The organism is Nonomuraea sp. NPDC051191 (assembly GCF_044455665.1).
In the GTDB taxonomy this organism is placed as follows: Bacteria; Actinomycetota; Actinomycetes; order Streptosporangiales; family Streptosporangiaceae; genus Nonomuraea.
Genome location: NZ_JBITEZ010000014.1, coordinates 102,163 through 128,856 on the forward strand (window position 1 = coordinate 102,163; position 26,694 = coordinate 128,856).

Genomic DNA, 26,694 nt, shown 5'->3' on the forward strand with positions numbered 1-26,694 from the left:
ATGGCTCTCGCAAGCATCTTTGAGAAGATCGTCGGCTCTGACGCGAACATCTCGTTCATGGCCTACGACGGCAGCAAGGCCGGTCCTGACGGCGCCGATCTCGGCCTTGAGGTCAAGTCGCCCATCGCGGTGGCCTATCTGGCGCAGGCCCCTGGGGAGCTGGGCCTGGCCAGGGCGTACATTTCCGGTCACATCGACGTGCATGGCGATCTGTACACCTTGCTCGATCGTATGTGGAACATCACCACCAACGACCTGACCGCGGGTGAGAAGCTCGCGGCCGTGCGGTCCTTGGGCGTCAAGCCGCTGCTCATGCGGGTGCCGCCGCCCCCGCAGGAGGTGCGTCAGAGCGCCCTGGCCCGGCTCGGCTCGCGCCACGCCAAGCAGCGTGACGCCGAGGCGATCCACCACCACTACGACGTGTCCAACCGGTTCTACCGCTGGGTGCTCGGGCCGTCCATGGCCTACACGTGCGCGACCTACCCCGAGGAGGGCGCGACGCTGGAGGAGGCCCAGTACACCAAGTTCGACCTGGTGGCCAGGAAGCTCGACCTCAAGCCCGGCATGCGCCTGCTCGACGTCGGCTGCGGCTGGGGCGGCATGGTCATCCACGCCGCCAAGCACTACGGCGTCAAGGCCCTGGGCGTGACCCTGAGCCGCCAGCAGGCCGAGTGGGCCCAAAAGGCGATCGCCGACGAGGGTCTCCAGGACCTCGCAGAGGTGCGCTTCATGGACTACCGCGACGTGCGCGAGACCGGCTTCGACGCCGTCAGCTCGATCGGCCTGACCGAGCACATCGGCAAGGACAACGTCCCGTCGTACTTCGAGTTCCTGTACGGCAAGCTCAAGCCCGGCGGCCGCATTCTCAACCACTGCATCACCCGTCCGACGGGCAAGGAGAAGACGTTCAACAAGGGCGGCTTCATCAACCGCTACGTCTTCCCCGACGGCGAGCTGGAGTCCGTGGGCTGGCTGGTCAGGCAGATGGAGGACATCGGCTTCGAGATCCGCCACGAGGAGAACCTGCGCGAGCACTACGCCAAGACCCTGCGTCACTGGTGCGACAACCTCGACGCCAACTGGGACGAGGCCGTCCAGGAGGTCGGGATGGGCACGGCCCGGGTGTGGGCCCTGTACATGGCCGGCTGCATCGTGGGCTTCGAGCGTAACAAGGTCCAGCTCCACCAGGTGCTGGGCGTCAAGCTCGACGACGACGGCCGGTCCGGCGTGCAGCTGCGCCCGGCGGTCAACTGGCCGTGACGGACGGGGAGGGGGCCCTCGGCCCTCTCCCGACCCGCCCGGCGGGAGAAGGGGGCGACGGTGACGGCTGGACACAAGGTGCGGGTGCGCCGGGTCTACGAGGAGCCCGAGCCGGACGACGGCGCCAGGGTGCTGGTCGACCGGCTGTGGCCGCGCGGGCTGGCGAAGGCCGACGCCCACCTCGACGAATGGTGCAAGCAGGTGGCCCCCTCGACCGAGCTGCGCACCTGGTACAAGCACGACCCCGACCGGTTCGAGGAGTTCGGCCACCGCTACCGGAGCGAGCTGGCCGAGCCGGAGCGGGCCGAGGCGGTGGCGCACCTGCGCGAACTCGCCGGGAAGGGCACGCTGACCCTGCTCACCGCGACGAAGCAGCCCGAGATCAGCGAGGCCGCGGTGCTCGCGGAGCTGATCGGGGACTGAACCCGAGCGCGCTCAGTAGCGGTCCTTCCTGAACGGCCGGACGAGGACGACGGTGCTGTCCCTGCTGACCAGCCGGACGATCCGCCTGCGCGGGTGCTCCAGCATCTTGATGCGCACACACTGGAGCCTGACCACGCGCGGGCCGAGCAGCGCGTCGTAGGCGATGTACTTGGTGTCGAAGCCGCGGCCGTTCTTCAGGCCGACGCCGAGCGCCGTGGCGGGCAGGAACGAGCCCGGCGGGTTGAAGGGCTTGGCGGACACGACCGCGTCGGTCGCGCCGTCGTCGCAGTGGATGAGCACGCGTACGTCGCTGTCCTGGCGCGGACGGCGCGGGCGCACCTTGATGCCCGTCCAGGTGCCGCCCTTGGTGGACGGACGGGCGCCCTGCGGGTTGGTCTCGTTCTCGGAGCGCTCGGTGCCGTCCTCCATGACGGGGTCGTCCGGGAGTGGCAGCCCGGCGGAGGCGACGGCGACCGCGGCGGGGTCCGCGAGCAGTGCCGTCAACGCGCCGGCGACCACCCAAAACCTCATGATCTCCTCCTCAGGGGACAGGCGAAGCAGGTCGTGCATGAGGGGAGTGGTGCCAGTATGCGGGCATGTCGGGGCTAAAGGGCGGAGGCCACGCCGTCGGCCAGGTCATCGACCGCACCGGTGAGGAACTGCCAGCTCAGCTCGGCGTCGCGGGTGTGGCCGTGCGGGGCGCGGAACCAGGCGACGTACCCGGCGACGTCGTCGAGGCTCCAGCGCAGCCGGTAGAGGGCCAGGGCGGCGGGGTCGGGCGTACGGCCGGTGGCGGCCGCGTACCTGGCCAGGTCCTCGGGGGTCCTGGCGACCAGCCACAGGTCCCGTTCCGGTACGGCCAGGCCGACGGTGTCCCAGTCGACCAGCAGGCAGCGGCCCCGGTGCCGGAGCAGGTTGCCCGGATGCGGTTCGCCGTGGGTGAGGACGAGAGGGCCGAGGTCGCGCGATCCGCGGTCGAAGTCGCGCAGCCGGGCGCGCAGGGCTCCGGCGTGGCGGGCGAGCAGGGCTCTGGCGCGCTCGGCGTACGGGCCGCCGGTCCACGGGCGGCCGGTCTCGGCGAGGGCCCGCTCCAGCGCCGCCCGTCCGGCCGGCTCCAGCGGGCGCAGCGGGGCCGACGGGGGCGGGGGTGTGGCGTGCAGCTCGGCCAGCAGGTCGATGACCTGGGCGCGTTCCTGGTCGCTCGGCTCGTCGCCGAAATCGCCGGTGACGCCCTCGACGAAGGGGAAGACGCTCAGCGCGTACCGGGGGGCGAGCGGGCGGAGCAGCGCGCCGCCGTCGAGGTCCGGCACGTGCGCGACCACGAACCCCAGGGTCGCGGACAGCGCCGCCGCCGTCTCCAGCGCCCTCCCCAGCTCCCGGAACGCCGCCCGCGAGCCGCGTTCGTCCGGTTCGGCGGGCAGGGTGGCGGCGGTGAGGAACCAGCGCCGTCCGTCGGCGCCGGTCGCGATCCAGTGGTGGTCGCCGAAGCCCACCGGCGCGTACGCCGCCCCCGTGGCCTCGATCCCCCACGCCTCCAGGGTGGACGTCAGCAGCGATTCGTCCAGATCCGCGGGCTTGCTACGCATGGGCCCACGTTAGCGACCGCCACCGCTCCCCGGCATCCCGGTCAACGCCTCCATGGCCGCGAGCACGTCCTCCACCGTCACGTCCGCTTGGGGACGGGCCACGCCCGTCCCACGGTCGATCCAGATCGTCCGCATTCCGGCGCCGCGGCCGCCCGCGACGTCCTTGTCCGGGTCGTCGCCCACCATCCATCCGCCCGCCGGCACGGCCCCGCACCGGCCGGCGGCGATCTCGAACAGCCGCGCATCGGGCTTCCGCACGCCCTCCGCGCCGGAGATCGCCCATCCGTCCACCCGCTCGGCCAGCCCGGTACGCCGGATCTTGCCCGTCTGGTTGTCGGCCATCCCGTTCGTCACGATCCCGACCGCCCACCCGGCCGCCCGCAGCCGGTCGAGCCCCGCCAGCACCTCGGCCCGGCACTCCACCAGGAACGGCAGCCTGGCCCGGTAGTCCCGCCACAGCTCCTCGACGGGCTCGGCCAGGGCGAAGCGTTCGCGTACGCGGGCGAAGAAGAGGTCCATCGGCACGGATCCGTCGGCGTCCAGCCGTACCAGCCGGTTCACGGCGTCCGGGCCCAGCCCGCGCCCCGCGGCGAACTCGGCCGCCCACAGCCGGAACGCGGCCAGCCGGTCGATCAGCGTGTTGTCCAGGTCGAACAGCGCGAGCGGCCGCATCAGCCGCGCCGGGACGAGACGATCTCGTCGGTGGCGTCCCGGTAGGCGGACGTGGCGCGGCCGAAGTAGTCGAACAGCGTGGCCCGCTCGGTCTCGGAGTAGGCCCTGACCAGGCCGGCCAGCCTGCTCCTGGTGCCGGCCAGCACGGCGTCGAGGCCCGGCGGCTCGGCGACCGCCTCGACGATCACCTTGCGCCGGTCGGCGGGGTCGGGCACGCGCCGTACGAACCCGCCCTTCTCCAGGCGGTCGATGAGCCGCGTGGTGGCGCCGGTCGTCAGCCCGGTCTGCACGGCCAGCTCGCCGGAGGTGAGCGGCCCGTGCAGGTCGAGCAGGTTGAGCGCGTAGTAGTCGGTGGCGTTGAGCCCGGCCGCCTCGGCGGCGGCCAGGCTGTTGAGCACCATCGCGCCCAGGTAGCGGCGGAAGACCGCGCTCGGATCGGTGGACACTCCAGAACCTCTTCCTGATCGTCTGCCGGCCCGCTGTCAGGAAAGACGAGGGCGCGGGCTCGCGCCCGCGCCCTCGTGGTCGGCGGGGCCGGTCAGCGGAGCTCGCGCTTGAGGATCTTGCCGGTGGCCGTCATCGGCAGGGCGTCGCGGAACTCGACGATCCTCGGGTACTTGTAGGCGGCCATGTTCTCCTTGGCCCAGGCGATCAGCTCGTCCTCGGTGACCGACGAGCCGGGCGTGCGGATGACGTACGCCTTGACCTCCTCGCCGTGCGACTCGTGCGGCACGCCCACGACCGCCGCCAGCGACACGGCCTCGTGGGTCATGAGCACCTCCTCCAGCTCACGCGGGTAGACGTTGAAGCCGCCACGGATGATCATGTCCTTGGCCCGGTCGATGATCGCGTAGTAGCCGTCGGCGTCGCGGGTGGCGATGTCGCCGGTGCGGAACCAGCCGTCCTTGATCACCTCGGCCGTCGCCTCAGGGCGGCCGTAGTAGCCCTTCATGACGTTGTGGCCGCGGATGGCGATCTCGCCGGGGCCCTCGCCCTCGACCGTCTTCCAGTCGCCGTCGATCAGCTTCATCTCCACGCCCCAGATGGGCGTGCCGATCGTGCCGGGCTTGGTGGGCCGGCCGAGCTGGTTGAAGCTGGCCACCGGGGAGGTCTCCGACAGGCCGTAGCCCTCCAGGATGCCGAAGCCGAAGGTCTGCTCGAAGTCCTTCAGCACCTCGACCGGCGAGGACGCGCCGCCGGCCACGGCCACCTTCAGGCTCCGCGGCGCCTCGGCGCCCTCGGCGTGGATCTTCGTCAGCATGCCCCAGTACATCGTCGGGACGCCGGCGAAGGTCGTCACGTTCTCCTTGCGCATGAGGTCGAGGGCCTCGCCCGGCTCGAAACGCGGCATCAGCACGACGGTCGCGCCGCGCATGAAGGCGGTGTTCATGACGGTCGTCTGGCCGAAGGAGTGGAACAGCGGCAGCACCGCGAGATAGGTGTCGCCGCCCTCGGAGCGGGGGAACATCCTGTCGCTGATCAGCGCGTTCATCAGCATGTTCTGGTGGCTGAGCTCGGCGCCCTTGGGCTGGCCGGTGGTGCCCGAGGTGTAGAGGATCACGGCGGTGTCCTCGGGGGCGGTCTGCACGGTCTCGAAGTCGGCCGGCACGCCGTTGAGCGCGGCCCACACCGTCTCGCCGTACGGGGACTCGGTGGCCAGCGGGGTGGCGGGCAGCACGAAGAAGTGCTCGCAGCCGTCCGCGGCCTCGAACCCCGCCTTGCCGCGCTCGCCCAGCGGCAGCTCCGGCGAGCCCTCGAAGCAGAACAGCGCCTTGGCGTCGCTGTCGTCGAGGTGGTAGGCGATCTCCCGGCTCTGCAGCAGCACGTTCAGCGGCACCACCGTGGCGCCGGCCTTGAGGATGCCGAAGTAGACGAACGGGAAGTACGGCAGGTTGGGGCAGGCCAGGGCCACCTTGTCGCCCTTGCCGATGCCACGCGACACCAGCAGGTTCGCCACCTGGCGGGCGACAGTGTCGATCATGCCGTACGGCAGGCGCATGTCACCGAAGACGATCGCCGTGCCGTCGGGGTTGTTTCTGGCGCTGTCCTCCAGGACGACCGACAAGTTGAGCATGAACGCCTTCCTCCTCTGTACGCGCTTGCCGCCATCTTGGCAGCCCCTACATACCGACCGGTAGGTAACAGAGGTTACAGATGCATATGGACGCGCCGGCTCACCTGGAGTAAGCAAGTGGAAGGTTACTTAGCCCCCTGGAGTGCTCATGCAGTACGACTACGTGATCGTCGGAGCGGGGTCCGCCGGGTGCGTGCTGGCCAACCGGCTGTCGGCGGACCCGTCGGTGTCGGTGGCGCTGGTCGAGGCGGGCGGGCATGACGACAAGCTGGAGATCCGCATGCCCGCCGGGTTCGCCAAGCTGTTCAAGACCGACTACGACTGGAACTTCACGACGGCCAAGCAGGACGAGATGTCCGGCCGCGAGCTCTACTGGCCGCGCGGCCGGGTGATCGGCGGCTCGTCCTCGCTCAACGCCCAGATGTGGGTGCGCGGCTGCCAGGAGGACTACGACCAGTGGGGGGTGCCCGGCTGGACGTACGAGGAGGTGCTGCCGTACTTCACCAGGGCCGAGCAGCGCGTCGGCAGCAACCACGGCGGCGTCTACGGCACCTCCGGCCCGCTCTACGTCTCCGAGCTGCGCAGCCCCAACGTCACCACGGCGGCCTTCCTGCGGGCCTGCGAGGAGCTGGGCCTGACCCGGCTCGACGAGCTGAACGGCCGCTCCAACGAGGGCTGCTGCCCCACGCCCGTCACCCAGAACCGCGGCCGCCGGTGGAGCGCGGCCGACGCCTACCTGCGCCCGGCCGCCGCCAGGCCCAACCTCACGGTGCTCACCGGGGCGGGCGTGGACCGCGTGGTGTTCGAGGGCGCCCGCGCCGTCGGCATCGAGCACAGCGGCGGCACCCTGGTCAGGGCGGCCAAGGAGGTCGTCCTGTCGGCGGGGGCGATCGGCTCGCCGTACCTGCTGATGCGCTCGGGGGTGGGCGCGCCCGAGGAGCTGCGCGAGGCGGGGGTGCCGGTCGTGCGCGAGCTGCCCGAGGTCGGCAAGAACCTCCAGGACCACCTCGCCTCCGGCGTGTACGTCGAGTGCAGGGAGCCGGTGACCCTGACCAAGGCCGAGTCCCTGGTGAACCTGCTGCGCTACGTCGTGCTGCGCTCGGGCATGCTCACCACGAACGTCGGCGAGGCGGTCGCCTTCGTCCGGACCTCGGACGAGGAGCCCGCCCCCGACATCGAGCTCGTCTTCGCCCCCGGCCCGTTCGTGAACCACGGGCTCACCCCGCCGACCGGGCACGGCCTGACCGTCGGCGTCGTGCTGCTGCAACCGGAGAGCCGCGGCCGGGTCGGGCTGAACGGCCGGGACGTGCTGATCGACCCCGGCTACCTGAGCGCGGAGGCCGACGTCAAACGCCTGGTCGCCGGGCTGAGGACGGCCAAGCAGGTGTTCGCGACGAGCGCGATGAAGCGGTACGCGGGCGGGCCGATGGCGCCGTACTGGGGGCCGGAGAGCGACGAGGAGCTGGCCCAGTGGGTGCGCGAGCGCGGCGAGACCCTCTACCACCCCGTCGGCACCTGCCGGATGGGCACGGACGAGGGGTCGGTCGTGGACCCGTCGCTCAAGGTGCGCGGCCTCGAAGGGCTCAGGGTGGTGGACGTGTCGGTCATGCCGACGCTCAACCGCGGCCACACCCACGCCCCGGCGATCATGATCGGCGAGAAGGGCTCCGAGCTGATCCTCGGGAACCGGTAGCCGGGCGCCGCGCCCCGGCGGACCTTGACGTAAGTGAGCACTTGCCCAAGGCTTGTACGGTATGACGCTCTCCACGGACCTGGACATCTCGCAGATACCGTTCTGGGGGCTGCCGCAGGCCGACCGCCTGGAGACCTTCCGGCGGCTGCGGGGGCTCGAACGGCCCCTCTTCGTGCCGGAGCAGACCATGCCGTTCATCGGCGGCGGCCCCGGCTACCACGCCCTCGTGCGGCACGCCGACGTGACCGAGGCCAGCAGGAACGCGGCCGTCTTCAGCAGCGAGCCGTGCTCCAACAGCATCCCCGACATGCCGCGCTGGCTCAGCGTCTACTTCGGTTCCATGATCAACATGGACGACCCCCGCCACGCCCGCCTGCGCAGGATCGTCTCCAGGGCCTTCACCCCGCGCATCCTGTCCAAGATGGAGGAGGACCTGGCCAGGGCCGCCGCCGAGATCGTGGACGAGGCGATCGAGCGGGGGCCGGACGACTTCGTGGCGCAGGTCGCCGCCCGGCTCCCCGTACGGGTCATCTGCGACATGATGGGCATCCCGCCGAAATTTCATGACCTCGTGTTGCGGCGGACCAACGTCATCCTCGGCAACGCCGACCCCGAGTACACCGGCATCGCCCCGAACTTCAGCCGCGTCAACGTCGCCCGCGGCCTGGCCAGGCTGCTGCACGCCGGCTACTCGCTGAACCGGATGGCCGCCCGCCTCGGCGACGAGCGCCGCAGACGGCCGACCGGCGACCTGGTCAGCCTGCTCGTGGGCGGCGAGGAGCGGCTCAGCCCGCAGGAGCTGGGCTCGTTCTTCATCCTGCTGGTGGTCGCCGGCAGCGAGACCACCCGCAACGCGATCGCCTACGGCCTGAAGCTGTTCACCGACCATCCCGGCCAGCGCGACCTGCTGCTGGCCGACTTCGACGCGCGCATCGGCAAGGCGTGCGACGAGATCGTGCGCTACGCGACCCCGGTGATCCAGTTCCGCCGCACGCTGACCCGGGACCACGAGCTGAACGGCGTGCCGTACAAGAAGGGCGACAAGGTGCTGCTCTTCTACAACTCGGCCAACCGCGACGAGTCCGTCTTCACCGACCCGGACGTCTTCGACATCACCCGCGACCCCAACCCGCACGTCGGCTTCGGCGGCCCGGGGCCCCACTACTGCCTGGGCGCCCACCTGGCACGCAGGGAGATGAGCGTGATGTTCCGCGAGCTGTTCACCCGCCTGCCCGGCATCCGGACGGCCGGTGAGCCCGACTTCCTGCTGTCGAACTTCATCAACGGCATCAAGCACCTGCCGTACACGTTCTGACCGCCTCGGCCAGGGCGTCGTCCTCGCCGCGCCAGGCCACGAACCCGTCCGGCCGCACCAGCACGGTCCCGTACGGCCAGCGCTCGACCACGTGCACCGGGACGCCGGGATCGGGCACCGGCGTCCCGGTGAACACGCTGAAATCGGGGCCGACCAGGTCGAGGGTGGAACGCTCGCCGATCCACACGTGCGGCAGCCGTGAGCCGGGCGAGCCGTCGAGGCAGAGCGTCACGTCCTCGGTCGAGGGCAGCCCCTCGGCCGCCGACGGGCCGCCGTAGCGGTAGCCGAGATGCACGATCGGGGCGTTGACCGCGCCCGCCGCCGCCCTGAGCCGGGCGGCCTCCGGGCCGTGGCCGAAGTGCATCCGCAGGTCCCGCATCCGCAGCAGCGACTGCTCCATCGCCAGCAGCGCGACCGGCCGCCGCTCGTCGTGGTAGCTCTCCAGCAGCGCGGGCGCCGACCAGCCGGACAACACCCGGGCCAGCTTCCAGGCCAGGTTGTGCGCGTCGGCGACCCCGGTGTTCAGCCCGAACGCGCCCGTCGGCGGCACGGCGTGCGCCGCGTCGCCGGCCAGGAAGACCCGCCCCTCCCGGAACCGGTCGGCGATCTGGCCGCGGGCCCGCCAGCCGAGCACGCTGACGATCTCGACCTTCAGCCCCGGGTCGCCGATCGCGGTCCTGAGCAGGTCGGGGCTCGGTTCCTGGGCGGTGTGGAAGACCCATTCGGTCGCGCCGTCGATCGCCATGAGCATCCCGGGCGCCTCAGGGTTGGTGATCTCGGCGAGCGCGAAGCCGTACTCGCCGGTCAGGTGGCTCAGGTCGGCGTGGAACATGACGTTGTGCAGCTCGGGGCCGAGCGCGCCGGGGCCGGTCACGCCGATGCCGAGCGTGGCGCGCACTCCGCTGCGCACGCCGTCCGCGGCGATCACGTAGCGGGCGCGCAGGGTGCGGGTGCCGTCCGGGCCGGACACGACCGCCGTCACGCCGTCGGCGTCCTGCTCCAGGGAGAGCAGCTCGGTGTCGTACGCGACCCGCGCGCCGCGCTCGCGGGCGGCGTCGAGCAGCACCCGGTCCAGCCGGTTCTGCGGGCAGACCCCGCGCAGCCGGGCCGGGGTGTAGGTCATCGTGTCGAACGCCTGCGTACGGGTGGGCAGACCGGCCGCGATCGCGGCGAGGTCGGCGGCGGCCAGGGTGTCAACGGTGATCTTGCCGAGGGTCGCGACGGACATGTCGACGGCCACCTCGTTCACGGCCTGCTCCAGGCCCGCCTCGCGGAGCAGCTCGACCGTCCGCGGGCCGAGGCCGGTGGCGCGGGGGTGCGCCCGTGGGCCTGGCTCGCGCTCGACGACCAGGGCGCGCACGCCGTGACGGGCGAGGAACACGGCCGCGCTCAGTCCGACGCTGCCACTGCCGACGATCAGGACGTCATGCGTTTGTGGGAACACTGTTTCCGTCATGGGAACACTGTAGCCACAGGCGTACGATGAAGGCCAGAGGGGGGGAGCCGGATGTCACTGGTCTGGAGTCGCGAGCCGTACGCGCCGAAGCGTCGGGCCCTGAGCGTCGAGGCGATCGTGCGGGCCGCGATCGCGGTGGCCGACGCCGAGGGCCTCGACGCGGTGTCCATGCGCCGGGTGGCGACCGAGGTCAAGTCGGGCACCACCTCGCTCTACCGCTACCTGGAGAACCGCGACGAACTGCTCGACCTGATGGTCGACGAGGTGTGGGGCGAGGGCGCTCCTGGCGAGCTGACCGGCGACTGGCGGGCCGACCTGGCCGGGGTGGCCCGTGACCAGCGCGCGGGCGTGCTGCGCCATCCGTGGCTGGCCGCGCTGATGACCAGCAGGCCGGCGCTCGGGCCCAACTCGCTGCGCCGGGTGGAGCACGCCCTGTCCGCCGTCCGGCCGCTGACCTCCGACATCACGCGGGCCGCCGCCGTGATCGGGGTGATCGGCGACTACGTGCTGGGCGCGGTGGCCAAGGAGCTGGCCGAGCAGGAGGCGCGGCGCCGTACGGGGTTGTCGGAGGAGGAGTGGCGGGCCGCGATCGGCCCCTACGTCCGCGAGGTGATGGCCGGTGGCGCCTATCCGGAGTTCAACCGGCGGGTGGCCGAGGCCGACGACCTGAGCTTCAGCGAGCAGTTCGAGTTCGGGCTGGCGTGCCTGCTGCGGGGGTTCGCGGAGCAAGTCCGCTGAGCAGGGCCTCGACGGCCAGGTCGAAGCGCTCCCGGTGGTCCTCGGGCGTGCCGAGGCCGTCGGCGACCGCCCGCGCCAGCACCGGATAGTCCGCCAGGTCCAGGTCGGGCTGCTCCGGGCTGTCCGGGCCCGCCTCGGCCAGCGTGTGCCCGATCACGAACGTGGACACCGCGTTGATCACGTGCAGCGCCTCCTTGGCGGTGAATCCCGCACGGGTCAGCGCGGCGGCGGCGCGTTCGACCATGCCCAGGGCGCCCGGCGTGGCCACCGGCCTGATCGCCACCACCGGCATGAGCGCGGGATGCCGCAGCAGCTCGGCCCTGATCGACTCGGCGAACGCCTTCGCCCATACCCGCCAGTGGCCCGACGGCTCGACGGTGACGCGGGAGAGCACCAGCTCGACCAGCCCGTCGAGGACCGCGTCCTTGTTCGGCACGTAGTAGTAGAGCGTCATCGCCTCCACGCCGAGCTCCTTGCCCAGCTTGCGCATCGACAGCCCGGCCGCGCCCTCGCGGTCGATGAGGTCGAGCGCCGCCTCCAGCACCCGCTCCCTTGACATCCGCTCTCTCATACACCGTAAGATACTCCCGTCTTACACCGTAAGAGAGAGGGTTCCGGTCGTGATCGCCGAGTTCTTCGCCGCCGTCAACGAACGCCGCCTCGACGACCTGGGCGCCTATCTGGCCCCCGACGTCGTCGACCACAACAAGATCATCTTCGGTGAGCCGGACGAGCCCGGCGCCGCCTTCGAGGGCATCCGGATGCAGCTCGACGCGTTCGACCCGTTCCACATCGAGGTCGAGGAGGTCGTCGCCGAGGGTGAGAAGCTGGTAGCCAGGATCCGCATGACCGGCACGCACTCCGGCACCCACCCGCGCATGCCCGTCCCCACCGGGCGCAGCTTCGAGGTCGAGGCGATCTTCCTGGTGACCCTGCGCGAAGGGCGCATCAGCGAGATCCGCGCGGTCAGCGACCGGCTGGGCCTGTTCCTCCAGCTCGGCTGGGACTGGCCGGAGGTCGACTGACGCCCACTTCTCCCCGCCGGAAGAGGGCGAATGCTAGGTTTCGCATTCATGGAGATCAGGACGATCCACGCCAACGGTGTGGAGTTCGCGTATCTGACCGTGGGGGAGGGGCCGCTGGCCCTGTGCCTGCACGGGTTCCCCGACACCGCCCACACCTGGCGGCACCTGATGCCCGAGCTGGCCGAACGCGGCTACCGCGCGGTCGCGCCGTTCAGTCGCGGCTACGCGCCCACCGAGGTCCCGGCCGACGGCGCGTACGAGGAGGCGGCCCTGGTCGCCGACGTGCGCGCGCTGCACGAGGAGCTGGGCGGCGGCGACGACGCCGTCATCGTCGGGCACGACTGGGGGGCCTTCCCCGCCTACGCCCTGGCCGGGCGCTTCCGCAGGGCCGTCACGCTCGCGGTGCCGCCGCCGGGCGCGCAGCTTCCCGGGCTGCTGGCCTACGAGCAGCTCAAGCGGTCGTTCTACATCTTCCTGTTCCAGACCGTGCTGGCCGAGAGCGCCGCCGCCGACCCGGCCTTCCTCGAACGGCTGTGGCGGGACTGGTCGCCCGGCTACGACCCGGCCGAGGACCTGGAGTTCGTCCGGCGCAGCCTCGGGGAGCCCGCCAACCTGGCGGCGGCCATCGGCTACTACCGCGCGGCGCTCGGCACCACACCCCCCTCGGGCCGCTACCCGGACGTCGACCCGGCCACCGCGGGCCCGGTCCTCTACCTGCACGGCGAACGGGACGGGTGCATGGGCGTGGAGATGGCCAAGGACGCGGCCGGGAGCCTGCCGCCGGGATCGCGGGCCGAGCAGGTGGCGGACGCGGGCCACTTCCTGCACCTGGAGCGGCCCGCGGAGGTCAACCGCCTCATCCTCGACTGGCTCGGCCCCGCCTCCTGAGCGCGGCGGTCACCGCGTGCCGCCCCGACAGGCTCATCCGGCCCGTCTCCTGAGCACGGCGATCACCGGGTGCAGCCCCGACAGGCTCACCTGGACCGCCTTCTGAGTACGGTGATCACCGGGTGCAGCCCCGACAGGCTCACCTGGACCGCCTCCTCGACCCCGAATCCGGCCGGCGTCCCACCGCCGGCGCCGGGATCGTCGTGGAGCAGCGCCACGGCCAGGCCGCCGGGTTCCAGCACCCGGCGCAGCTCCCGCCACAGCGGGTCCAGGCCGTGCCCGAGCAGGCCGCGCGGCGGCACCTGCCGTCCCCACGGCGGGTTCACCAGCACCCGCCGCACGCTCCCGTCCGCGACCGGGAGCCGTCCGGCGTCGGCGAGCCCCCAGCGGAACGGGCCGGGAGCGGTGGCGGGCAGGACCGCCCGCGCGTTCGCGGCCGCCGCCGCTACGGCGGCCGGATCGCGGTCGAACCCGGCGAGCCCGGCGTGCGGCGCGAGCGCGTGCGCCTCGATGAGCGTCGTTCCCGCACCGCAGCAGGGATCGAGCACGACGCCCCGGAAGTCCGCCGCGTCCAGCCCGGCCAGCCGGGCCATCGCGGCGGCCAGCGGCGGGTGCAGCGTGCCCGGGATCGAGGACGTCTTGTACGGCCTGCGGTGCAGCGGCCGGTCCCCGGCCCGCCGGGCGATCACCGCCAGGTCGCCCTCGATCGTCACCCGCCAGGCCATCGCGCCCGACGGCGGCCGGCCGCCGCCCCGCCGGGAGTGGTAGCGCAGCCGCCACGACCGGGCCAGCTCGTGGCCGACGGCGTCCTCGATGTCGTACCTGGTGTAGTTGCGGCGTCCTGCGAACGAGGCCGACACCTCCATGCCGGAGACGCCGGAAGAATCGGAAGGTCCGGACCCGTCGGGGGCGATCCCGCGGGCCGCCCGCGCCAGCCGGGCGAGCGCGGAGCGGCCGTGGCCGACCCCGTCCACCACGGCCGCGGCCAGCAGCACGTCGTCCGCCGTGCGCAACCCCAGGAGCCCGGCTCCGGGCCTGGTCTCGAACCACACCTCCCGACGACGGACGCCGACGACCGCCCCGAGACGGGTACGCCTGATCTCCGCCGCGACCAAGGGCTCGGTGCCACGCACCGCCCTGGCCACCGCCAAGGTGAGCAACTGTTCTTCTCCCACGTCGCGACCCGGGACGGCGACAGGCCGCCCCGCATCACCGGCGGTGGGTCAGCCCACGGCCCGCCGGCGGATCGCTAGCCGAGGAGGAAGAAGAACGTCATGCGCGGAACCCTACAAAGTCCCCGGCCCCAGGAACCACAGGTTTTTCCGGTGCTGCCACGTACGGTGTACGTGACAACCATTGACGTAAGTGGTCGCTTTCCGAATGATGGCCCTATGACCGTCCTGGACTTCGACCTTTCGGACCGGAACTTCTGGGCCAGGCCCATGAGCGAGCGCGAGGCGGCGTTCGACCGGTTGCGCGCCCGACAGACGCCGGCCTTCTTCGAGGAGATGGAGATGGCTGTCGCGCCCAAGGGGCCCGGCTACTACGCGCTGGCCAGGCACGCCGACATCCTGGAGGCGAGCCGCAACCCCGAGGTCTTCTGCTCCGGCGACGGCGGCGCGACGAACATCCCCGACATGCCCGCCGAGTTCACCGAGTACTTCGGCTCGATGATCAACATGGACGACCCCCGGCACGCCCGGCTGCGCAGGATCGTCTCCCGCGCGTTCACCCCCAAGATGATCAAACAGTTCGAGTCGGACGTCGAGGCCGCCGCCGTACGGATCGTCGACGACCTGGTGGCCGCCGGTCCCGGCGGCGACTTCGTCACCGACGTGGCCGCGCGCCTGCCCTTGAAGATCATCTGCGACATGATGGGCATCCCCGAGCGCGACTACCGGTTCGTCTTCGACCGCTCGAACATCATCCTGGGCGGCTTCGACCCCGAGTACACCGGCGACGACCTCGACCAGCTCGCCACCCGCCTGCTCACCGCCGGCATGGAGCTGCAGCAGCTCGTCCAGGACCTCGCCGCGCACCGCACCGCCAACCTCACGAACGACCTGACGTCCTCGCTGGTCAACGCCAACATCGACGGCGAGCGGCTGACGATGCAGGAGCTGGGGTCGTTCTTCATCCTGCTGGTGGTGGCCGGCAACGAGACCACCAGGAACGCCATCTCCTACGGCCTGCGCCTGCTCACCAAGAACCCCGACCAGCGCGCCCTGTGGCTGGAGGACGTCGAGGGCCGCGCCCCCGGGGCCGTGGAGGAGATCGTCCGGCTGGCCTCGCCGGTGAACTTCATGCGCCGCAAGGTCACCCGCGACCACGAGATGAACGGCCACCTCTATCGCCGGGGCGAGAAGGTGGTGCTGTTCTACTGGGCGGCGAACCGGGACGAGCGGGTGTTCGCCGACCCGTACCGCTTCGACATCACCCGCCACCCCAACCCGCACGTCGGCTTCGGCGGGCCCGGGCCGCACTTCTGCCTCGGCGCCCACCTGGCCCGGCGGGAGATCACGGTGATGTTCCGCGAGCTGCTGCGGCGGGTGCCGCAGATCGAGGGCGGCCGGCCCGACCGCCTGCACTCCTCGTTCATCAACGGGATCAAGCATATGGAGTGCACGTTCTGACCCGGGCGCCGCGGCGACGCCCGGGGCCCAGCGTTACTGCGCGCTCAGCTTGAGCTGGTTCATCACCGTACGGATGTCCGGGAGGAGCTGCTTGCCCTCGTCCGGGATCGACACGAACACGATCGCGGGCACGTCGCCGCCGGTGTTGACCGCCATCGTGACGATCGTGGCCTTGGCCGTGCCGGAGGTCATGGCGTACGCGATGAGGCGGCCGGTCGCGGTCCCGACCTTGATCGGCTGCTGCGCGATCTTCCTGACCTTGTTGCCGGCGGGGTAGAAGTCCTTGCGGGCCTGGAGCACCATGCGCTTGATGACCGGCTCCAGGTCGTCCTCCTGGTAGAGGGAGGACAGGTTCGCCGGGAGCGGCCCCGACATGACCTGGGCGAACTTCTCGGGCGCGACCTGCACGTACTGGCGGGTGTCGTAGCCGAAGGTGGACTTGACCGTGGCGCGCTGGTCGAGCTGCCAGGTGCCGCCCAGGCGGGGCAGGGAGACGCCGGCCGCCGCGTCCTCCACCCGCCCGGTCACCGGGGACGCCTTGCCCGGGTACTTGGGCAGGGCGGGGATCGTGGTGGACGGCTTGCCCGTGCCCCCCTTCGTGGGGCCGGCCGAGGCCGCGGGAGAGGAGGCCGTCTTGCTCTCCGGCGTGTCCTCGCCGGCCAGCGGGCCCGCGAGGAACGCCCACAGCAGCGCCGCGATCAGGGCGATCACGACCGAGCCGCCGAGCGCGTAGATCCAGATGGGCTTGCCCGGCTCGTCGTCCAGGGAGTCGCCCTCGTACTCGTCGCCGAAGACGTTGTTCCAGAGCTCCTGCTGGCGGTCGGGAGGCGGGGTGCGCGAGCCGCTGATCTGACCGGCCGTGACGAACCGGCGGTCGGGGTCGGAGGGGTCGCGGTTCAGGTTGGAGCCGGGGCGGTTCTGGTCGTCGGGGTGGCCGTCGGCGGGCCCGCCGGGCATGCCGGGGGCGCCGGGCATGCCGGGGCCCGTCGGTGGCGCGCCGACGTGGGCCGCCGCGAGCGGGCCGGGCTGCATCCCGTTGTCGCCGATCCCGATCATGGTGTCGGCCTGGCGGCCGCCGTACATGACGGTGTGCTCGTCGGCCGGGTGGGCGGGCGGCGCGCCGGGGCCGTCGAGCGGCGACGGCCCCGACCGGACGGGGGCGTCGAGCGGGCCGGGCGCGCGGCCCAGCGTGACGGTGTGGTCCAGCGGGTCGCCGGCGGGTGCGGAGGGGGCGGCCGAGGGGCTGTTGGGCCAGGGCGCGGGTGAGGAGAGGTTGGACCACGCGCCGGGGGACGGCGTCGGCGGCTGCGACCAGGCGGGCACCGGGTCCTGCGGCCGGACCGGCGACGACTGCTCCGGCCAGGAGACGGGGGCCTCCTGGCGGGGCGTCTCGGGCCAGCCCTGCTCCTGCCGCGGCGGCTCCGGCCAGGACGGCCGCGCCGGCTCCGGCCACGACGCGTCGCCGCCCTGCTGGTGCGAGCGCGGGTCGCTGCGCATGTCACTGCGCATGTCGTTGTGCATGTCACCGCGCGGGTCGTTGCGGGGGGAGCCGTTGCGCGGGGCGTCGGGCCAGGAGGCGTCGGCGCGCGGCGGTTCGGGCCAGGAGGGCGCCTGCGGCGCGTCGGGCCAGGACGGCTGGGCCTGGGCGGTCTCCGGCCACGACGTCGGCACGCCGGGGGGCTCCTGCCCGCCGGACGGCCAGGAGGAAGGTACGTCGTTGCGGACCTCCGGCCAGGACGGTGGCAGGTGCGACGCCCCGGAGCTCGAGGAATTCTCCGTTGCCATTGCTGCCGGCCCTCCCGAGGTTGTGTCCGGATGTGCCGCTATATCCGGATTTGACGTACCAGGCATGATCTCATGGGATTTTCCAGGAGATACGGCTGGTTTCGCAGCGAAACGAGCGAAGCCGTGCGGATCGGTTGGCGGATCCTGCAGCGGCAGGTCGCCCTCCGGTCGACTTGGCTCAGCTGGGTACACCACGCGACGACAGTATTCTAAAGGGACATATGAGGTCACAACGGATACATCACCATCAGGTCTCGCTGGACCTGAAGGGTCTATTGTGCCTGCGCCGGTCGTCCGAGTATCTGCATTCCGCGGAAGACGTGCGCTAGGCTTGACACATGCGTTCCGCGACCCTGCTTCTTAGCGGGCCGCGACGGCCCTGAGAGGTCTCGCCGTCGCGGCTACCCCTCGTCGTGCACGAGGGGTTTTCTTATGGGTCCGAGTCAAGCCAGAAGGACAGTAGCCGTGAGTGAGTACGACCCGCAGGCGCTGCAGGCCAAGTGGCAGCAGCGATGGGAGGAACAGGAGCCCTACCGGGCGAGCGAGGACGCGGCCGACCCCCGGGAGCGGCGCTACATGCTCGACATGTTCCCCTACCCGTCGGGCGACCTGCACATGGGCCACGGCGAGGTGTTCGCCATCGGCGACGTCGTCGCGCGCTACTGGATGCAGCAGGGCTACAACGTCCTGCACCCGATCGGCTGGGACTCCTTCGGCCTGCCCGCCGAGAACGCCGCGATCAAGCGCAACGCCCACCCCGCCGAGTGGACCTACGCCAACATCGAGACGCAGGCCAACTCCTTCCGGCGCTACGGCATCTCCTTCGACTGGTCGCGCCGCCTGCACACCAGCGACCCCGAGTACTACCGCTGGAACCAGTGGCTGTTCAACCGCTTCTTCGAGCGCGGCCTGGCCTACCGCAAGGGCGGCCTGGTCAACTGGTGCCCCAACGACCAGACGGTGCTGGCCAACGAGCAGGTCGTGGCGGGCAAGTGCGAGCGCTGCGGCGCCGACGTCATCCGCCGCGAGCTGACCCAGTGGTACTTCAAGATCACTGACTACGCCCAGCGCCTGCTGGACGACATGGAGCAGCTGACCGGCTGGCCCGAGCGCCTGCTGACCATGCAGCGCAACTGGATCGGCCGCTCCGAGGGCGCCGACGTGCTGTTCGAGATCGAGGGCCGCGACGAGCCGGTCCACGTCTACACCACGCGCCCCGACACCCTCTACGGCGCCACCTTCTTCGTCGTCGCGGTCGACGCCGCGCTGGCCGACGAGATCGTCACCGACGAGCAGCGTCCGGCCTTCGAGGCGTACCGCGCCGAGGTCGCCAAGCTGAGCGACATCGAGCGCCTGGCCACCGACAAGGAGAAGACCGGCGTCTTCCTGGGCCGCCACGCGGTCAACCCGGTCAACGGCGAGCGCATCCCGGTCTGGGCGGCCGACTACGTGCTGTCCGACTACGGCCACGGCGCGATCATGGCCGTGCCCGCCCACGACCAGCGCGACCTCGACTTCGCCCGGCGGTTCGAGCTGCCGGTCAAGGTCGTCGTCCACACCGGCCTGGCCGACCCCGGCGAGACCGGCGAGGCCACGCCCGGCGAGGGCACGCTGGTCAACTCCGGCCCGCTGGACGGCCTGACCAAGGTCGAGGCCATCGCCAAGATCATCGAGATCCTGGAGGTCGAGGGCCGGGGCACCGGCGCGGTCAACTTCCGGCTGCGCGACTGGCTGCTGTCCCGCCAGCGCTTCTGGGGCACGCCGATCCCGATCATCCACTGCGCCGACTGCGGCGAGGTGCCCGTCCCCGACGAGCAGCTGCCCGTCACGCTGCCCGACCTGCGCGGCGAGGCGCTGGCGCCCAAGGGCGTCTCCCCGCTGGCCAGCGCCACCGAGTGGGTCAACGTCGAGTGCCCCAAGTGCGGCGGGCCGGCCAAGCGCGACACCGACACGATGGACACGTTCGTCGACTCGTCCTGGTACTACCTGCGCTACACCTCGCCCGGCTACACCGACGGGCCGTTCGACCCCGAGCAGGTGCGCAAGTGGGGCCCGATCGACCAGTACGTCGGCGGCATCGAGCACGCCGTCCTCCACCTGCTGTACTCGCGCTTCTTCACCAAGGTCCTGCACGACATGGGCATGGTGAGCTTCACCGAGCCGTTCCTGCGCATGCTGAACCAGGGGCAGGTGATCAACGGCGGCAAGGCCATGTCGAAGTCCCTGGGCAACGGCATCGACCTGGGCCTGCAGATCGACGAGTTCGGCGTCGACGCCGTCCGCCTGACGATGATCTTCGCCGGTCCGCCGGAGGACGACATCGACTGGGCCGACGTCTCGCCGGCCGCCTCGCAGAAGTTCCTGGCCCGCGCGCTGCGCGTGATGTCGGAGGCGACCGCCGAGCCCGGCGTGTCGTTCGAGGGCGGCGACGCCGAGCTGCGCAAGGTCACCCACCGCACCATCGACGAGGTCACCAAGCTGGTCGAGTCGCAGCGCTTCAACGTCGCGGTGGCCCGCATGATGGAGCTGACCTCGGCCGCGCGCAAGGCCATCGACTCCGGTCCCGGCGCGGCCGACCCGGCGGTGCGCGAGGCCGCCGAGTCGCTGGCCGTCATGCTGTCGCTGGTGGCGCCCTACGTCGCCGAGGAGGGCTGGGAGCGCCTGGGCCGCACGGCTCCGGTCGCCTTCGCCGGCTGGCCGGTCGCCGACCCCGCGCTGCTGGTGCAGGAGTCGGTCACGTGCGTGGTGCAGGTGGCGGGCAAGGTGCGCGACCGGCTGGAGGTCGCCCCCGACATCTCCGAGGACGAGCTGCGGGCCCTGGCCCTGGCCTCCGACAAGGTGGCCGCCTACCTCCAGGGCGCGCCGCGCAAGGTGATCGTGCGCGCGCCCAAGCTGGTCAACATCGTCCCGTAGGCGAGGCCCCCGGGTCTCGTCCGGTCAGATCCGGCGCAGGGCCGGCAGGAGTTCCTTCTCCGCCCAGTCGAAGAACGGCTCCTGCTGGTCGTGCCCGATCTGCACGAGCGCCACGTGGGTGTATCCGGCGTCGGCGAACTTCTTGACGCCCTGCACGACCGCGTCCAGGTCGTCGCCGCACGGCACGCTCTTCGCGACGTCCTCGGGGCGTACCGAGCCGGCCGCGGCGGCGAAGTTCACCGGGCCGGGCAGCTCGGCCATGACCTTCCAGCCGCCGACGCCCGACCAGCGCCACAGCCGGTGCGCCCGCTCCTTGGCGGCCTCGGGGTCGGTGTCGTAGGCGATCGGCAGCTGACCGTAGACCGGCTTGCCGTGGCCGCCGGCCGCCTGGAACTGCTGCACCACCTCGGGCATCGGGTCGTTGACGACGAGCACGTCGCCCAGGTCGGCGGCGATCTCGGCCGACCTGCCGCCGGAGGCGGCGATGCCGATCGGCACCTGCTCCTCGGGCAGGTCGTAGAGCTTGGCGGAGTCGACGTCGAAGAACTCGCCCTGGTAGGTGACGTAGTCGCCGCTGAACAGCTCCTTGATGATCTGCACGGCCTCGGCGAACATCCGGTGCCTGGTGTCCACCGGCGGCCAGCCCTCGCCCACGACGTGCTCGTTGAGGTTCTCGCCGGCGCCCAGGCCCAGGGTGAACCGGCCCTCGCTCAGCACGCCCATCGTGGCCGCCTTCTGCGCCACCACCGCCGGGTGGTAGCGCATGATGGGGCAGGTCACGTACGTCATGAGCGGCAGGCGCTCGGTGACCTGCGCCGCCGCGCCCAGCACCGACCAGCAGTACGGCGAGTGGCCCATCTCCTCGATCCACGGGAAGTAGTGGTCGGAGATGACCGCGTAGTCGAAGCCGACGCGTTCGGCGGTGGCGGCGTAGTCCACCAGTTCGCGGGCCGGGGTCTGCTCGGACATCAAGGTGTAGCCGATTTGCACCATATGGTCGGGCTACCCATCTTCGTCCGCATTAGGGTCGGGCGTCCGGAGATCAATCGGCACTGCGGAGCTCCTCGATCACCAGCCCCAGGCCGATGGCCAGCAGCCAGAGGTCCTTGGACAGGCCGATGCCCTGCTGGGTCGGGCGCAGGCTGCCCTCCTCGCGCATGCCCGGCGTCCTGAGGTAGAGCCCGAGCAGGCCCGCCGCGAACGCGGTCAGCCCCGCGCCGGCCAGCAGCGACGGCACGAACGGCAGGACGAGCGCGGCCCCGAGGGCGAGCTCGCCCTTCGACAGCAGCCTGGTGAAGGCCACCGGGTCCAGGCCGCGCAGGAACGGGTACGTGCCCGAGGCCATGCCGTGCAGGCCGGCCGCCGTCTGCTCGTCGGCCTCGGCCTTGCCGAAGCCGGAGTTCAGGATGATGGCGGCGGCGGCCAGGCGGGGCGGGAGCTGGTGCGGGCGGGCGATGAATCTCATGATTCCTCACAGTGTGTGATTTGTGGCGTTCAGCTCCTTCCCTGCCGTTCCTCGCACATCCGGGGCATCGGACGGTCTTGGCTGTTCGCGTACGGTGGAGCGCTGCTGTGAGAGAAAATCTTTAGCTGGTTTGGTGTCTCGCATTAGTGTCTAGCTGTGACATATGGCGCATACCTGAGATACCCGCACCTGTCCGGTGACCTGGTCACCTTCGTCGCCGACGACGATGTCTGGCTCGCCCCCGTCGCCGGCGGCCGGGCCTGGCGCTTCACCGCCGACCGCGTGCCGGTCTCCTCCCCGCGGTTCTCGCCCGACGGCTCGCGCATCGCGTGGACCAGCGGCAAGGAGGGCGCCCCCGAGGTTTTCGCGGCCGAGCTCGACGGCCCCGAGGGCACGCGGCTGACGCACTGGGGCAACGCGATGACCGGCGTCCGCGGATGGGCCGGCGACGACGCCGTGCTCGCGATCAGCTCCACCGGGGAGGCGTCGCGCACCCGGCTCTGGGCGTACGCCGTCCCGCTCGACGGGGGGCCGGCGGCGCGGCTGCCGTACGGATGGGTCGGCGAGGCGGCCGTCAGCGGCTCGAAGGTGGCCACGGTGTCGCCGATCTGGCGCGAGCCGTCCCAGTGGAAGCGCTACAAGGGCGGCACGGCGGCCAAGATCTGGGTCGACGCCGAGGGCGACGGGGAGTTCACCAGGTTGTTCGCCGACAGCCCGGCCCAGTACTGGGCGATCAACTGGGTCGGCGACCGGATCGTCTACCTGTCCGACGTGGACGGCGCCGGGAACCTCTACTCGGCCCTCCCCGACGGCTCCGACGTGCGCCGGCACACCACCCACGACGAGTTCTACGCCCGCCACGCCACGAGCGACGGCCGGCGGGTGATCTACAGCCACGCCGGGGACCTGTGGCTGCTGGAGAGCCTGGACGCGGAGCCGTACAAACTGGACGTGAAGCTCGGCGGCCCGCGGCCGGGACGGGCGCGGCGGCCCGCGCCCACGCGCGTCGGGGGCTTCTCGCCGGACGCGACCGGTCGGGCCAGCGCGGTCGAGCTCCGCGGCACCGCGCACTGGGTGACCCACCGCGACGGGCCCGCGGGCGCGCTCCGGGTGGAACCCGGCGTGCGGGTGCGCCTGCCGCGCGCCCTCGGCGCCGACGGCCGGGCCGTGTGGGTCTCGGACGCCGGCGGCGAGGACGGCCTGGAGGTCGGCACCCCGGGCGGCGAGATCAGGACCCTGGCCGGCGGGCAGCTCGGCAGGGTGCTCGAACTGACCGCCGCGCCCGACGGCAAGCACGCGGCCGTGGCCACCCACGACGGGCGGCTGCTGGTCGTGGACCTGGAGTCGGGCGACCTGCGGGAGCTGGACCGCACCACGCAGGGCGACATCAGCGGGCTCACCTTCTCGCCGGACTCCGGCTGGCTGGCCTGGGTGCACCCCGACCACGAGCCGCTGTCGCAGATCAAGATGGGCCGCGTGGACGGCACGTCCGTGATCGACGTGACGCCGCTGCGCTTCTCCGACTACGACCCGATGTTCACCAAGGACGGCAAGCACCTGGCGTTCCTGTCGGTGCGCACGTTCGACCCGGTCTACGACGCGCACGTCTTCGACCTGTCGTTCCCGGCGGGCTGCCGGCCGTACATCGTGCCGCTGCAGGCCACCACGCCGTCGCCGTTCGACCCGTCGTTGCAGGGACGCGGGTTCAACGGGGAGGACGACAAGCCGGCCAAGGACGACAAGAAGGACGACGCGCCGCCGCGTACCGAGGTGGACCCCGAGGGGCTGGCCTCGCGGGTGGTGCCCGTCCCCGTGCCGGCGGGCCGCTACGGCAACCTCAGGACCGCCAAGGACGCGCTGCTGTGGCTCCGCCACCCCGTCACGGGCCAGCTCGGCGACGGCACCGAGCCGACGAGCGAGACCGTGCTCGAACGCTACGACCTCAAGAAGCGCGCCAAGGCCGAGCTGGGCAAGGAGGTGCGCGCCTTCGAGGTCAGCGGCGACGGCACCAGGCTCGTCACCAACGGCAAGAACGGGCTGCAGACGCGGGCGGCCGGCGAGGGCGACGAGGTCGTCACGATCGACCTCGACCGCATCACCGTCCAGATCGACCCGGTCGCCGAGTGGCTCCAGGGCTACCGCGAGGCCGGACGGCTCATGCGCGACCACTTCTGGCGCGAGGACATGGGCGGCCACGACTGGCAGGCCACGCTCGACCGGTACGAGCCGCTGGTCTCCCGCCTCGGCAGCCACTCCGAGCTGATCGACCTGCTGTGGGAGGTGCAGGGCGAGCTGGGCACCTCGCACGCCTACGCCAGGGGCCACGACGGCGTCACCGATCCGCGCCGCCGTCAGGGGCTGCTCGGCGCCGACCTGGCCAAGGACGAGGACGGGACGTGGCGGGTCGAGCGCATCCTGCCCGGTGAGACGTCCGACCACGCGGCCCGCTCGCCGCTGCTCGCGCCCGGCGTCGCGATCCGTCCCGGTGACGCGATCGTGGCGGTGGGCGGACGTCCGGTCGATCCGGTACGCGGCCCGCTCGCGCTGCTGTCCGGCACCGCCGACCAGCCCGTGGAGCTGACCGTGCGGCCCGCCGCCGGCGGCTCGCCGCGCAGGGTCGTCGTCACCCCGCTCGCCGACGACAGCCAGCTCCGCTACCACGACTGGGTGGAGAACCGGCGGGCCTTCGTCCGCGAGGCGTCCGGCGGCAGGCTCGGTTACCTGCACGTACCGGACATGGTGGCCACCGGGTGGGCGCAGTTCCACCGCGACCTGCGTACCGAGATGGCCTACGACGGGCTGGTCGTGGACGTGCGCGAGAACAGCGGCGGGCACCTGTCGGAGCTCGTGCTGGAGAAGCTGTCGCGCAGGGTCACCGGCTGGGCGCGGGCCCGCGGCTACGAGCCGATGCGCTACCCCGAGGACTCGCCCCGCGGGCCCATCGTGGCCGTCGCCGACGAGTTCGCCGGGTCCGACGGCGACATCGTCAGCGCCGGGATCAAGAACCGCGCCCTCGGCCCGCTGGTCGGCACCCGGACCTGGGGCGGCGTCATCGGCATCGACTCGCGCTACTCCCTCGTGGACGGGACCGTGGTGACCCAGCCGCGGTACGCGTTCTGGCTGGAGGGGCCGGGCTGGGGCGTGGAGAACCACGGCGTCGATCCTGACGTCGAGGTCGTGATCACGCCGCAGGACCGGGTGGCGGGCCGTGACCCGCAGCTGGAGAAGGCGGTCGAGCTGGCGCTCGCCGCCCTTGAGGAGCGCCCGGCCGCCACCGCGCCCGATCTGCCGCCGCTGGGCTGATCCTCCCGCCGAGGGGTGGCCCGTCCGGGCCGCCCCTCGGCCTGGCCGGGTCGTTCCTCAGCTCAGCCTGGTGAGGATCTCCGACAACATCGCCTCCGTCGTCGCGAAGTTCAGCCGTACGTAGTCCGCGCCGCCCGGCCCGAACGCCGCGCCGTCGTTGAGCCGCACCTTCGCCTCCCGCTCGATGACCTCGGCCGTGCCCGGCCGTCCGGTGTGCAGCCACGCCAGGTAGGTGGCCTGCGGGACCCGGTACCCGAACCGGTCCGGCAGCCGCTCGGCGATCAGGCGGCGGTTGCGGTCGAGCAGCGCCCTGGTCCTGTCCAGCCAGGCGTCACCGTGCCGCCAGGCCGCGACCGTGGCCTCCACCCCGAGCAGGTTCGCCGACCCGAACAGGAACGGCGGCTGCGCCGCCACGGCCGCGCGCACCTCGGCGGGGCCGATGTGGGCGACCGAGCAGCGGATTCCGCCCAGGTTGAACGCCTTCGTCGCCGAGGTGAGGGTGACCGTGCGCTCGGGGAGGATCGTGGCGAAGGGGATGTGCCGGTGCGGTTCGTACGTGAGGTCGGCGTGGATCTCGTCGGCCAGGACCAGCAGGTCGTGGCGCTCAACGTGCTCGGCCAGCCCTTCCAGCTCGGCGCGGGTGAACACGCGGCCCGTCGGGTTCTGCGGGTTGACCAGCAGGAGCACCCGGCAGCCGGACAGGTCGGGCACCTCGAACCGCCACGCGTCGCCGTCCGGTTCGAGCTGGATGGGGACGAGCGGGCGTTCCATGGTGTCGAGGGTGGTCAGGAACGGGTGGTAGGCGGGGGTGTGCAGCGCGACGCCGTCACCGGGCCTGGTCCAGAGGTGCAGCAGCACCTGGAGGGCCTGGTTGATGTCGCTGAACGTGTGGACGTACGAGGGGTCGGCGGCCCAGCCGTGGCGGGCGGCCATGCGCTCGGCGAACGCCTCGGCCAGGGGGCCGCTCTGCGGCTGGTCGAGCCAGGTCGGGTAGCCGAGGTCGCCGGCGGCGCGGCGGGTCAGGGCCTCGATCACCTCGGGGGCGGTGGAGAGGTCCATGTCGGCGATCCAGGCCGGGATGACCCCGGGGGCGGGGAGTGCCCACTTGAGACCGTCATGCGTCTCTTTGAGGTCCTGCATCTCCTTGGAGACGTTGGTCTCTTTGGGGGCATGCGTCTCTTTTGGGGGGTTCGTGTCGGTCACGGGCACATTCTAGGAGTTTGCGGCGTGGCAGGGCCGTGGGGCATGACGCCGTGCCCGCGCGGTTGTTACCCGTGGTTGGTACCGGTGGCTGGTACCGGTGGTTGGTGGGCGCGGTGGGTGCCCGATGGTGGCTGTGGTCGGTGGTCGTCGGTGGCCGTCGTGGAGGCGTTTGTGGCTGCGCCGGCGGAAGCGGGGCTCGTTGGAGCGGGCGCGCTACCGGTCGTCTTTCGCCTTTGGGGCGCCCTGTCGCGGCATGCGTGAT

At 71.8% G+C, this 26,694-nt stretch carries 22 protein-coding genes; 10 read left to right on the forward strand and 12 right to left on the reverse strand.

The window, feature by feature from the left end; translation table 11 throughout:
* Both ACIA8R_RS36490 and ACIA8R_RS36495 read left to right on the forward strand, forming a co-directional pair.
* Nucleotides 1–1,260, forward strand: coding sequence for a class I SAM-dependent methyltransferase (locus ACIA8R_RS36490; protein ID WP_397042285.1), 1,260 nt, complete (start codon nt 1–3; stop codon nt 1,258–1,260).
* Between the two features lie 60 nt (nt 1,261–1,320).
* Nucleotides 1,321–1,683: a DUF488 family protein gene (locus ACIA8R_RS36495; RefSeq protein WP_364090820.1), complete on the forward strand. Its 363-nt coding sequence runs from the start codon at nt 1,321–1,323 to the stop codon at nt 1,681–1,683.
* A gap of 12 nt (nt 1,684–1,695) precedes the next feature.
* Here ACIA8R_RS36495 and ACIA8R_RS36500 read toward each other — a convergent pair whose 3' ends face one another.
* The 5 genes from ACIA8R_RS36500 to ACIA8R_RS36520 all read right to left on the reverse strand — a co-directional run bounded on the left by ACIA8R_RS36500 (nt 1,696) and on the right by ACIA8R_RS36520 (nt 6,015).
* On the reverse strand, nt 1,696–2,214 hold the full coding sequence (locus tag ACIA8R_RS36500) for a hypothetical protein (protein WP_397042286.1): 519 nt from the start codon (nt 2,212–2,214) through the stop codon (nt 1,696–1,698).
* A gap of 74 nt (nt 2,215–2,288) precedes the next feature.
* The gene (locus tag ACIA8R_RS36505) at nt 2,289–3,269 is read right to left on the reverse strand and encodes a phosphotransferase (RefSeq protein ID WP_397042287.1); all 981 of its coding nucleotides are present in this window, start codon (nt 3,267–3,269) and stop codon (nt 2,289–2,291) included.
* Between the two features lie 9 nt (nt 3,270–3,278).
* Complete coding sequence (locus ACIA8R_RS36510; protein WP_357698694.1) at nt 3,279–3,941, reverse strand: HAD family hydrolase; 663 nt, start codon at nt 3,939–3,941, stop codon at nt 3,279–3,281.
* Nucleotides 3,941–4,387, reverse strand: a complete 447-nt coding sequence (locus ACIA8R_RS36515; protein ID WP_397042288.1) for a MarR family winged helix-turn-helix transcriptional regulator — start codon at nt 4,385–4,387, stop codon at nt 3,941–3,943. Before ACIA8R_RS36515 ends, ACIA8R_RS36510 begins: the two co-directional genes overlap by 1 nt.
* A gap of 92 nt (nt 4,388–4,479) precedes the next feature.
* Nucleotides 4,480–6,015 carry a long-chain fatty acid--CoA ligase gene (locus ACIA8R_RS36520; protein WP_397042289.1) on the reverse strand — a complete coding sequence of 512 codons (1,536 nt, stop codon included), beginning with the start codon at nt 6,013–6,015 and terminating at the stop codon, nt 4,480–4,482.
* A 148-nt stretch (nt 6,016–6,163) separates the two neighbouring features.
* Between ACIA8R_RS36520 and ACIA8R_RS36525 the strand changes: the two genes are divergently transcribed.
* Both ACIA8R_RS36525 and ACIA8R_RS36530 read left to right on the forward strand, forming a co-directional pair.
* The gene (locus tag ACIA8R_RS36525; RefSeq protein ID WP_364090808.1) at nt 6,164–7,708 is read left to right on the forward strand and encodes a GMC family oxidoreductase N-terminal domain-containing protein; all 1,545 of its coding nucleotides are present in this window, start codon (nt 6,164–6,166) and stop codon (nt 7,706–7,708) included.
* A 61-nt stretch (nt 7,709–7,769) separates the two neighbouring features.
* On the forward strand, nt 7,770–9,023 hold the full coding sequence (locus ACIA8R_RS36530; protein ID WP_364090805.1) for a cytochrome P450: 1,254 nt from the start codon (nt 7,770–7,772) through the stop codon (nt 9,021–9,023).
* On the opposite strand, the gene ACIA8R_RS36535 is transcribed toward ACIA8R_RS36530, so the two are convergent.
* A complete protein-coding gene (locus ACIA8R_RS36535) occupies nt 8,998–10,479 on the reverse strand; it encodes an FAD-dependent oxidoreductase (protein ID WP_397042290.1) in 1,482 nt (493 codons plus the stop codon). The genes ACIA8R_RS36530 and ACIA8R_RS36535 overlap by 26 nt on opposite strands.
* 51 nt (nt 10,480–10,530) lie before the next feature.
* Between ACIA8R_RS36535 and ACIA8R_RS36540 the strand changes: the two genes are divergently transcribed.
* Nucleotides 10,531–11,217 (forward strand): TetR/AcrR family transcriptional regulator C-terminal domain-containing protein, encoded by a 687-nt coding sequence (locus ACIA8R_RS36540; protein WP_397042291.1) that lies wholly within the window; start codon nt 10,531–10,533, stop codon nt 11,215–11,217.
* Here ACIA8R_RS36540 and ACIA8R_RS36545 read toward each other — a convergent pair.
* Complete coding sequence (locus tag ACIA8R_RS36545; protein ID WP_397042292.1) at nt 11,153–11,788, reverse strand: TetR/AcrR family transcriptional regulator C-terminal domain-containing protein; 636 nt, start codon at nt 11,786–11,788, stop codon at nt 11,153–11,155. The two genes, ACIA8R_RS36540 and ACIA8R_RS36545, sit on opposite strands and share 65 nt — an antisense overlap.
* A 49-nt stretch (nt 11,789–11,837) precedes the next feature.
* On the opposite strand from ACIA8R_RS36545, the gene ACIA8R_RS36550 reads away from it, so the two are divergent.
* Together ACIA8R_RS36550 and ACIA8R_RS36555 are read left to right on the forward strand one after the other, a co-directional pair.
* Nucleotides 11,838–12,242, forward strand: coding sequence for an ester cyclase (locus tag ACIA8R_RS36550; protein ID WP_397042293.1), 405 nt, complete (start codon nt 11,838–11,840; stop codon nt 12,240–12,242).
* A gap of 30 nt (nt 12,243–12,272) precedes the next feature.
* Nucleotides 12,273–13,130 (forward strand): alpha/beta hydrolase, encoded by an 858-nt coding sequence (locus tag ACIA8R_RS36555; RefSeq protein WP_364090790.1) that lies wholly within the window; start codon nt 12,273–12,275, stop codon nt 13,128–13,130.
* A gap of 86 nt (nt 13,131–13,216) precedes the next feature.
* Here ACIA8R_RS36555 and ACIA8R_RS36560 read toward each other — a convergent pair whose 3' ends face one another.
* Nucleotides 13,217–14,290, reverse strand: a complete 1,074-nt coding sequence (locus tag ACIA8R_RS36560) for a methyltransferase domain-containing protein (protein ID WP_397042294.1) — start codon at nt 14,288–14,290, stop codon at nt 13,217–13,219.
* Between the two features lie 231 nt (nt 14,291–14,521).
* Here ACIA8R_RS36560 and ACIA8R_RS36565 point away from each other — a divergent pair, with 231 nt between their 5' ends.
* A complete protein-coding gene (locus tag ACIA8R_RS36565) occupies nt 14,522–15,763 on the forward strand; it encodes a cytochrome P450 (RefSeq protein WP_397042295.1) in 1,242 nt (413 codons plus the stop codon).
* A gap of 33 nt (nt 15,764–15,796) precedes the next feature.
* Here the strand turns inward: ACIA8R_RS36565 and ACIA8R_RS36570 are convergent, their stop codons facing one another.
* Nucleotides 15,797–17,434 (reverse strand): hypothetical protein, encoded by a 1,638-nt coding sequence (locus ACIA8R_RS36570; RefSeq protein ID WP_397042296.1) that lies wholly within the window; start codon nt 17,432–17,434, stop codon nt 15,797–15,799.
* Nucleotides 17,435–17,980: 546 nt separating this feature from the next.
* Between ACIA8R_RS36570 and leuS the strand changes: the two genes are divergently transcribed.
* Nucleotides 17,981–20,461 (forward strand): leucine--tRNA ligase, encoded by a 2,481-nt coding sequence (gene leuS / locus ACIA8R_RS36575; RefSeq protein ID WP_364090778.1) that lies wholly within the window; start codon nt 17,981–17,983, stop codon nt 20,459–20,461.
* Between the two features lie 24 nt (nt 20,462–20,485).
* Here leuS and ACIA8R_RS36580 read toward each other — a convergent pair whose 3' ends face one another.
* Nucleotides 20,486–21,454, reverse strand: a complete 969-nt coding sequence (locus tag ACIA8R_RS36580; protein ID WP_357698660.1) for a TIGR03557 family F420-dependent LLM class oxidoreductase — start codon at nt 21,452–21,454, stop codon at nt 20,486–20,488.
* 49 nt (nt 21,455–21,503) lie between these two features.
* Nucleotides 21,504–21,926, reverse strand: coding sequence for a hypothetical protein (locus ACIA8R_RS36585; protein ID WP_397042297.1), 423 nt, complete (start codon nt 21,924–21,926; stop codon nt 21,504–21,506).
* 156 nt (nt 21,927–22,082) lie between these two features.
* Between ACIA8R_RS36585 and ACIA8R_RS36590 the strand changes: the two genes are divergently transcribed.
* The gene (locus ACIA8R_RS36590; RefSeq protein WP_364090772.1) at nt 22,083–25,229 is read left to right on the forward strand and encodes a PDZ domain-containing protein; all 3,147 of its coding nucleotides are present in this window, start codon (nt 22,083–22,085) and stop codon (nt 25,227–25,229) included.
* Nucleotides 25,230–25,286: 57 nt separating this feature from the next.
* Here ACIA8R_RS36590 and ACIA8R_RS36595 read toward each other — a convergent pair whose 3' ends face one another.
* Entirely contained in the window at nt 25,287–26,432 is a 1,146-nt protein-coding gene (locus ACIA8R_RS36595) for a MalY/PatB family protein (RefSeq protein WP_397042298.1), read from the reverse strand.
* Nucleotides 26,433–26,694 lie beyond the last annotated feature (262 nt).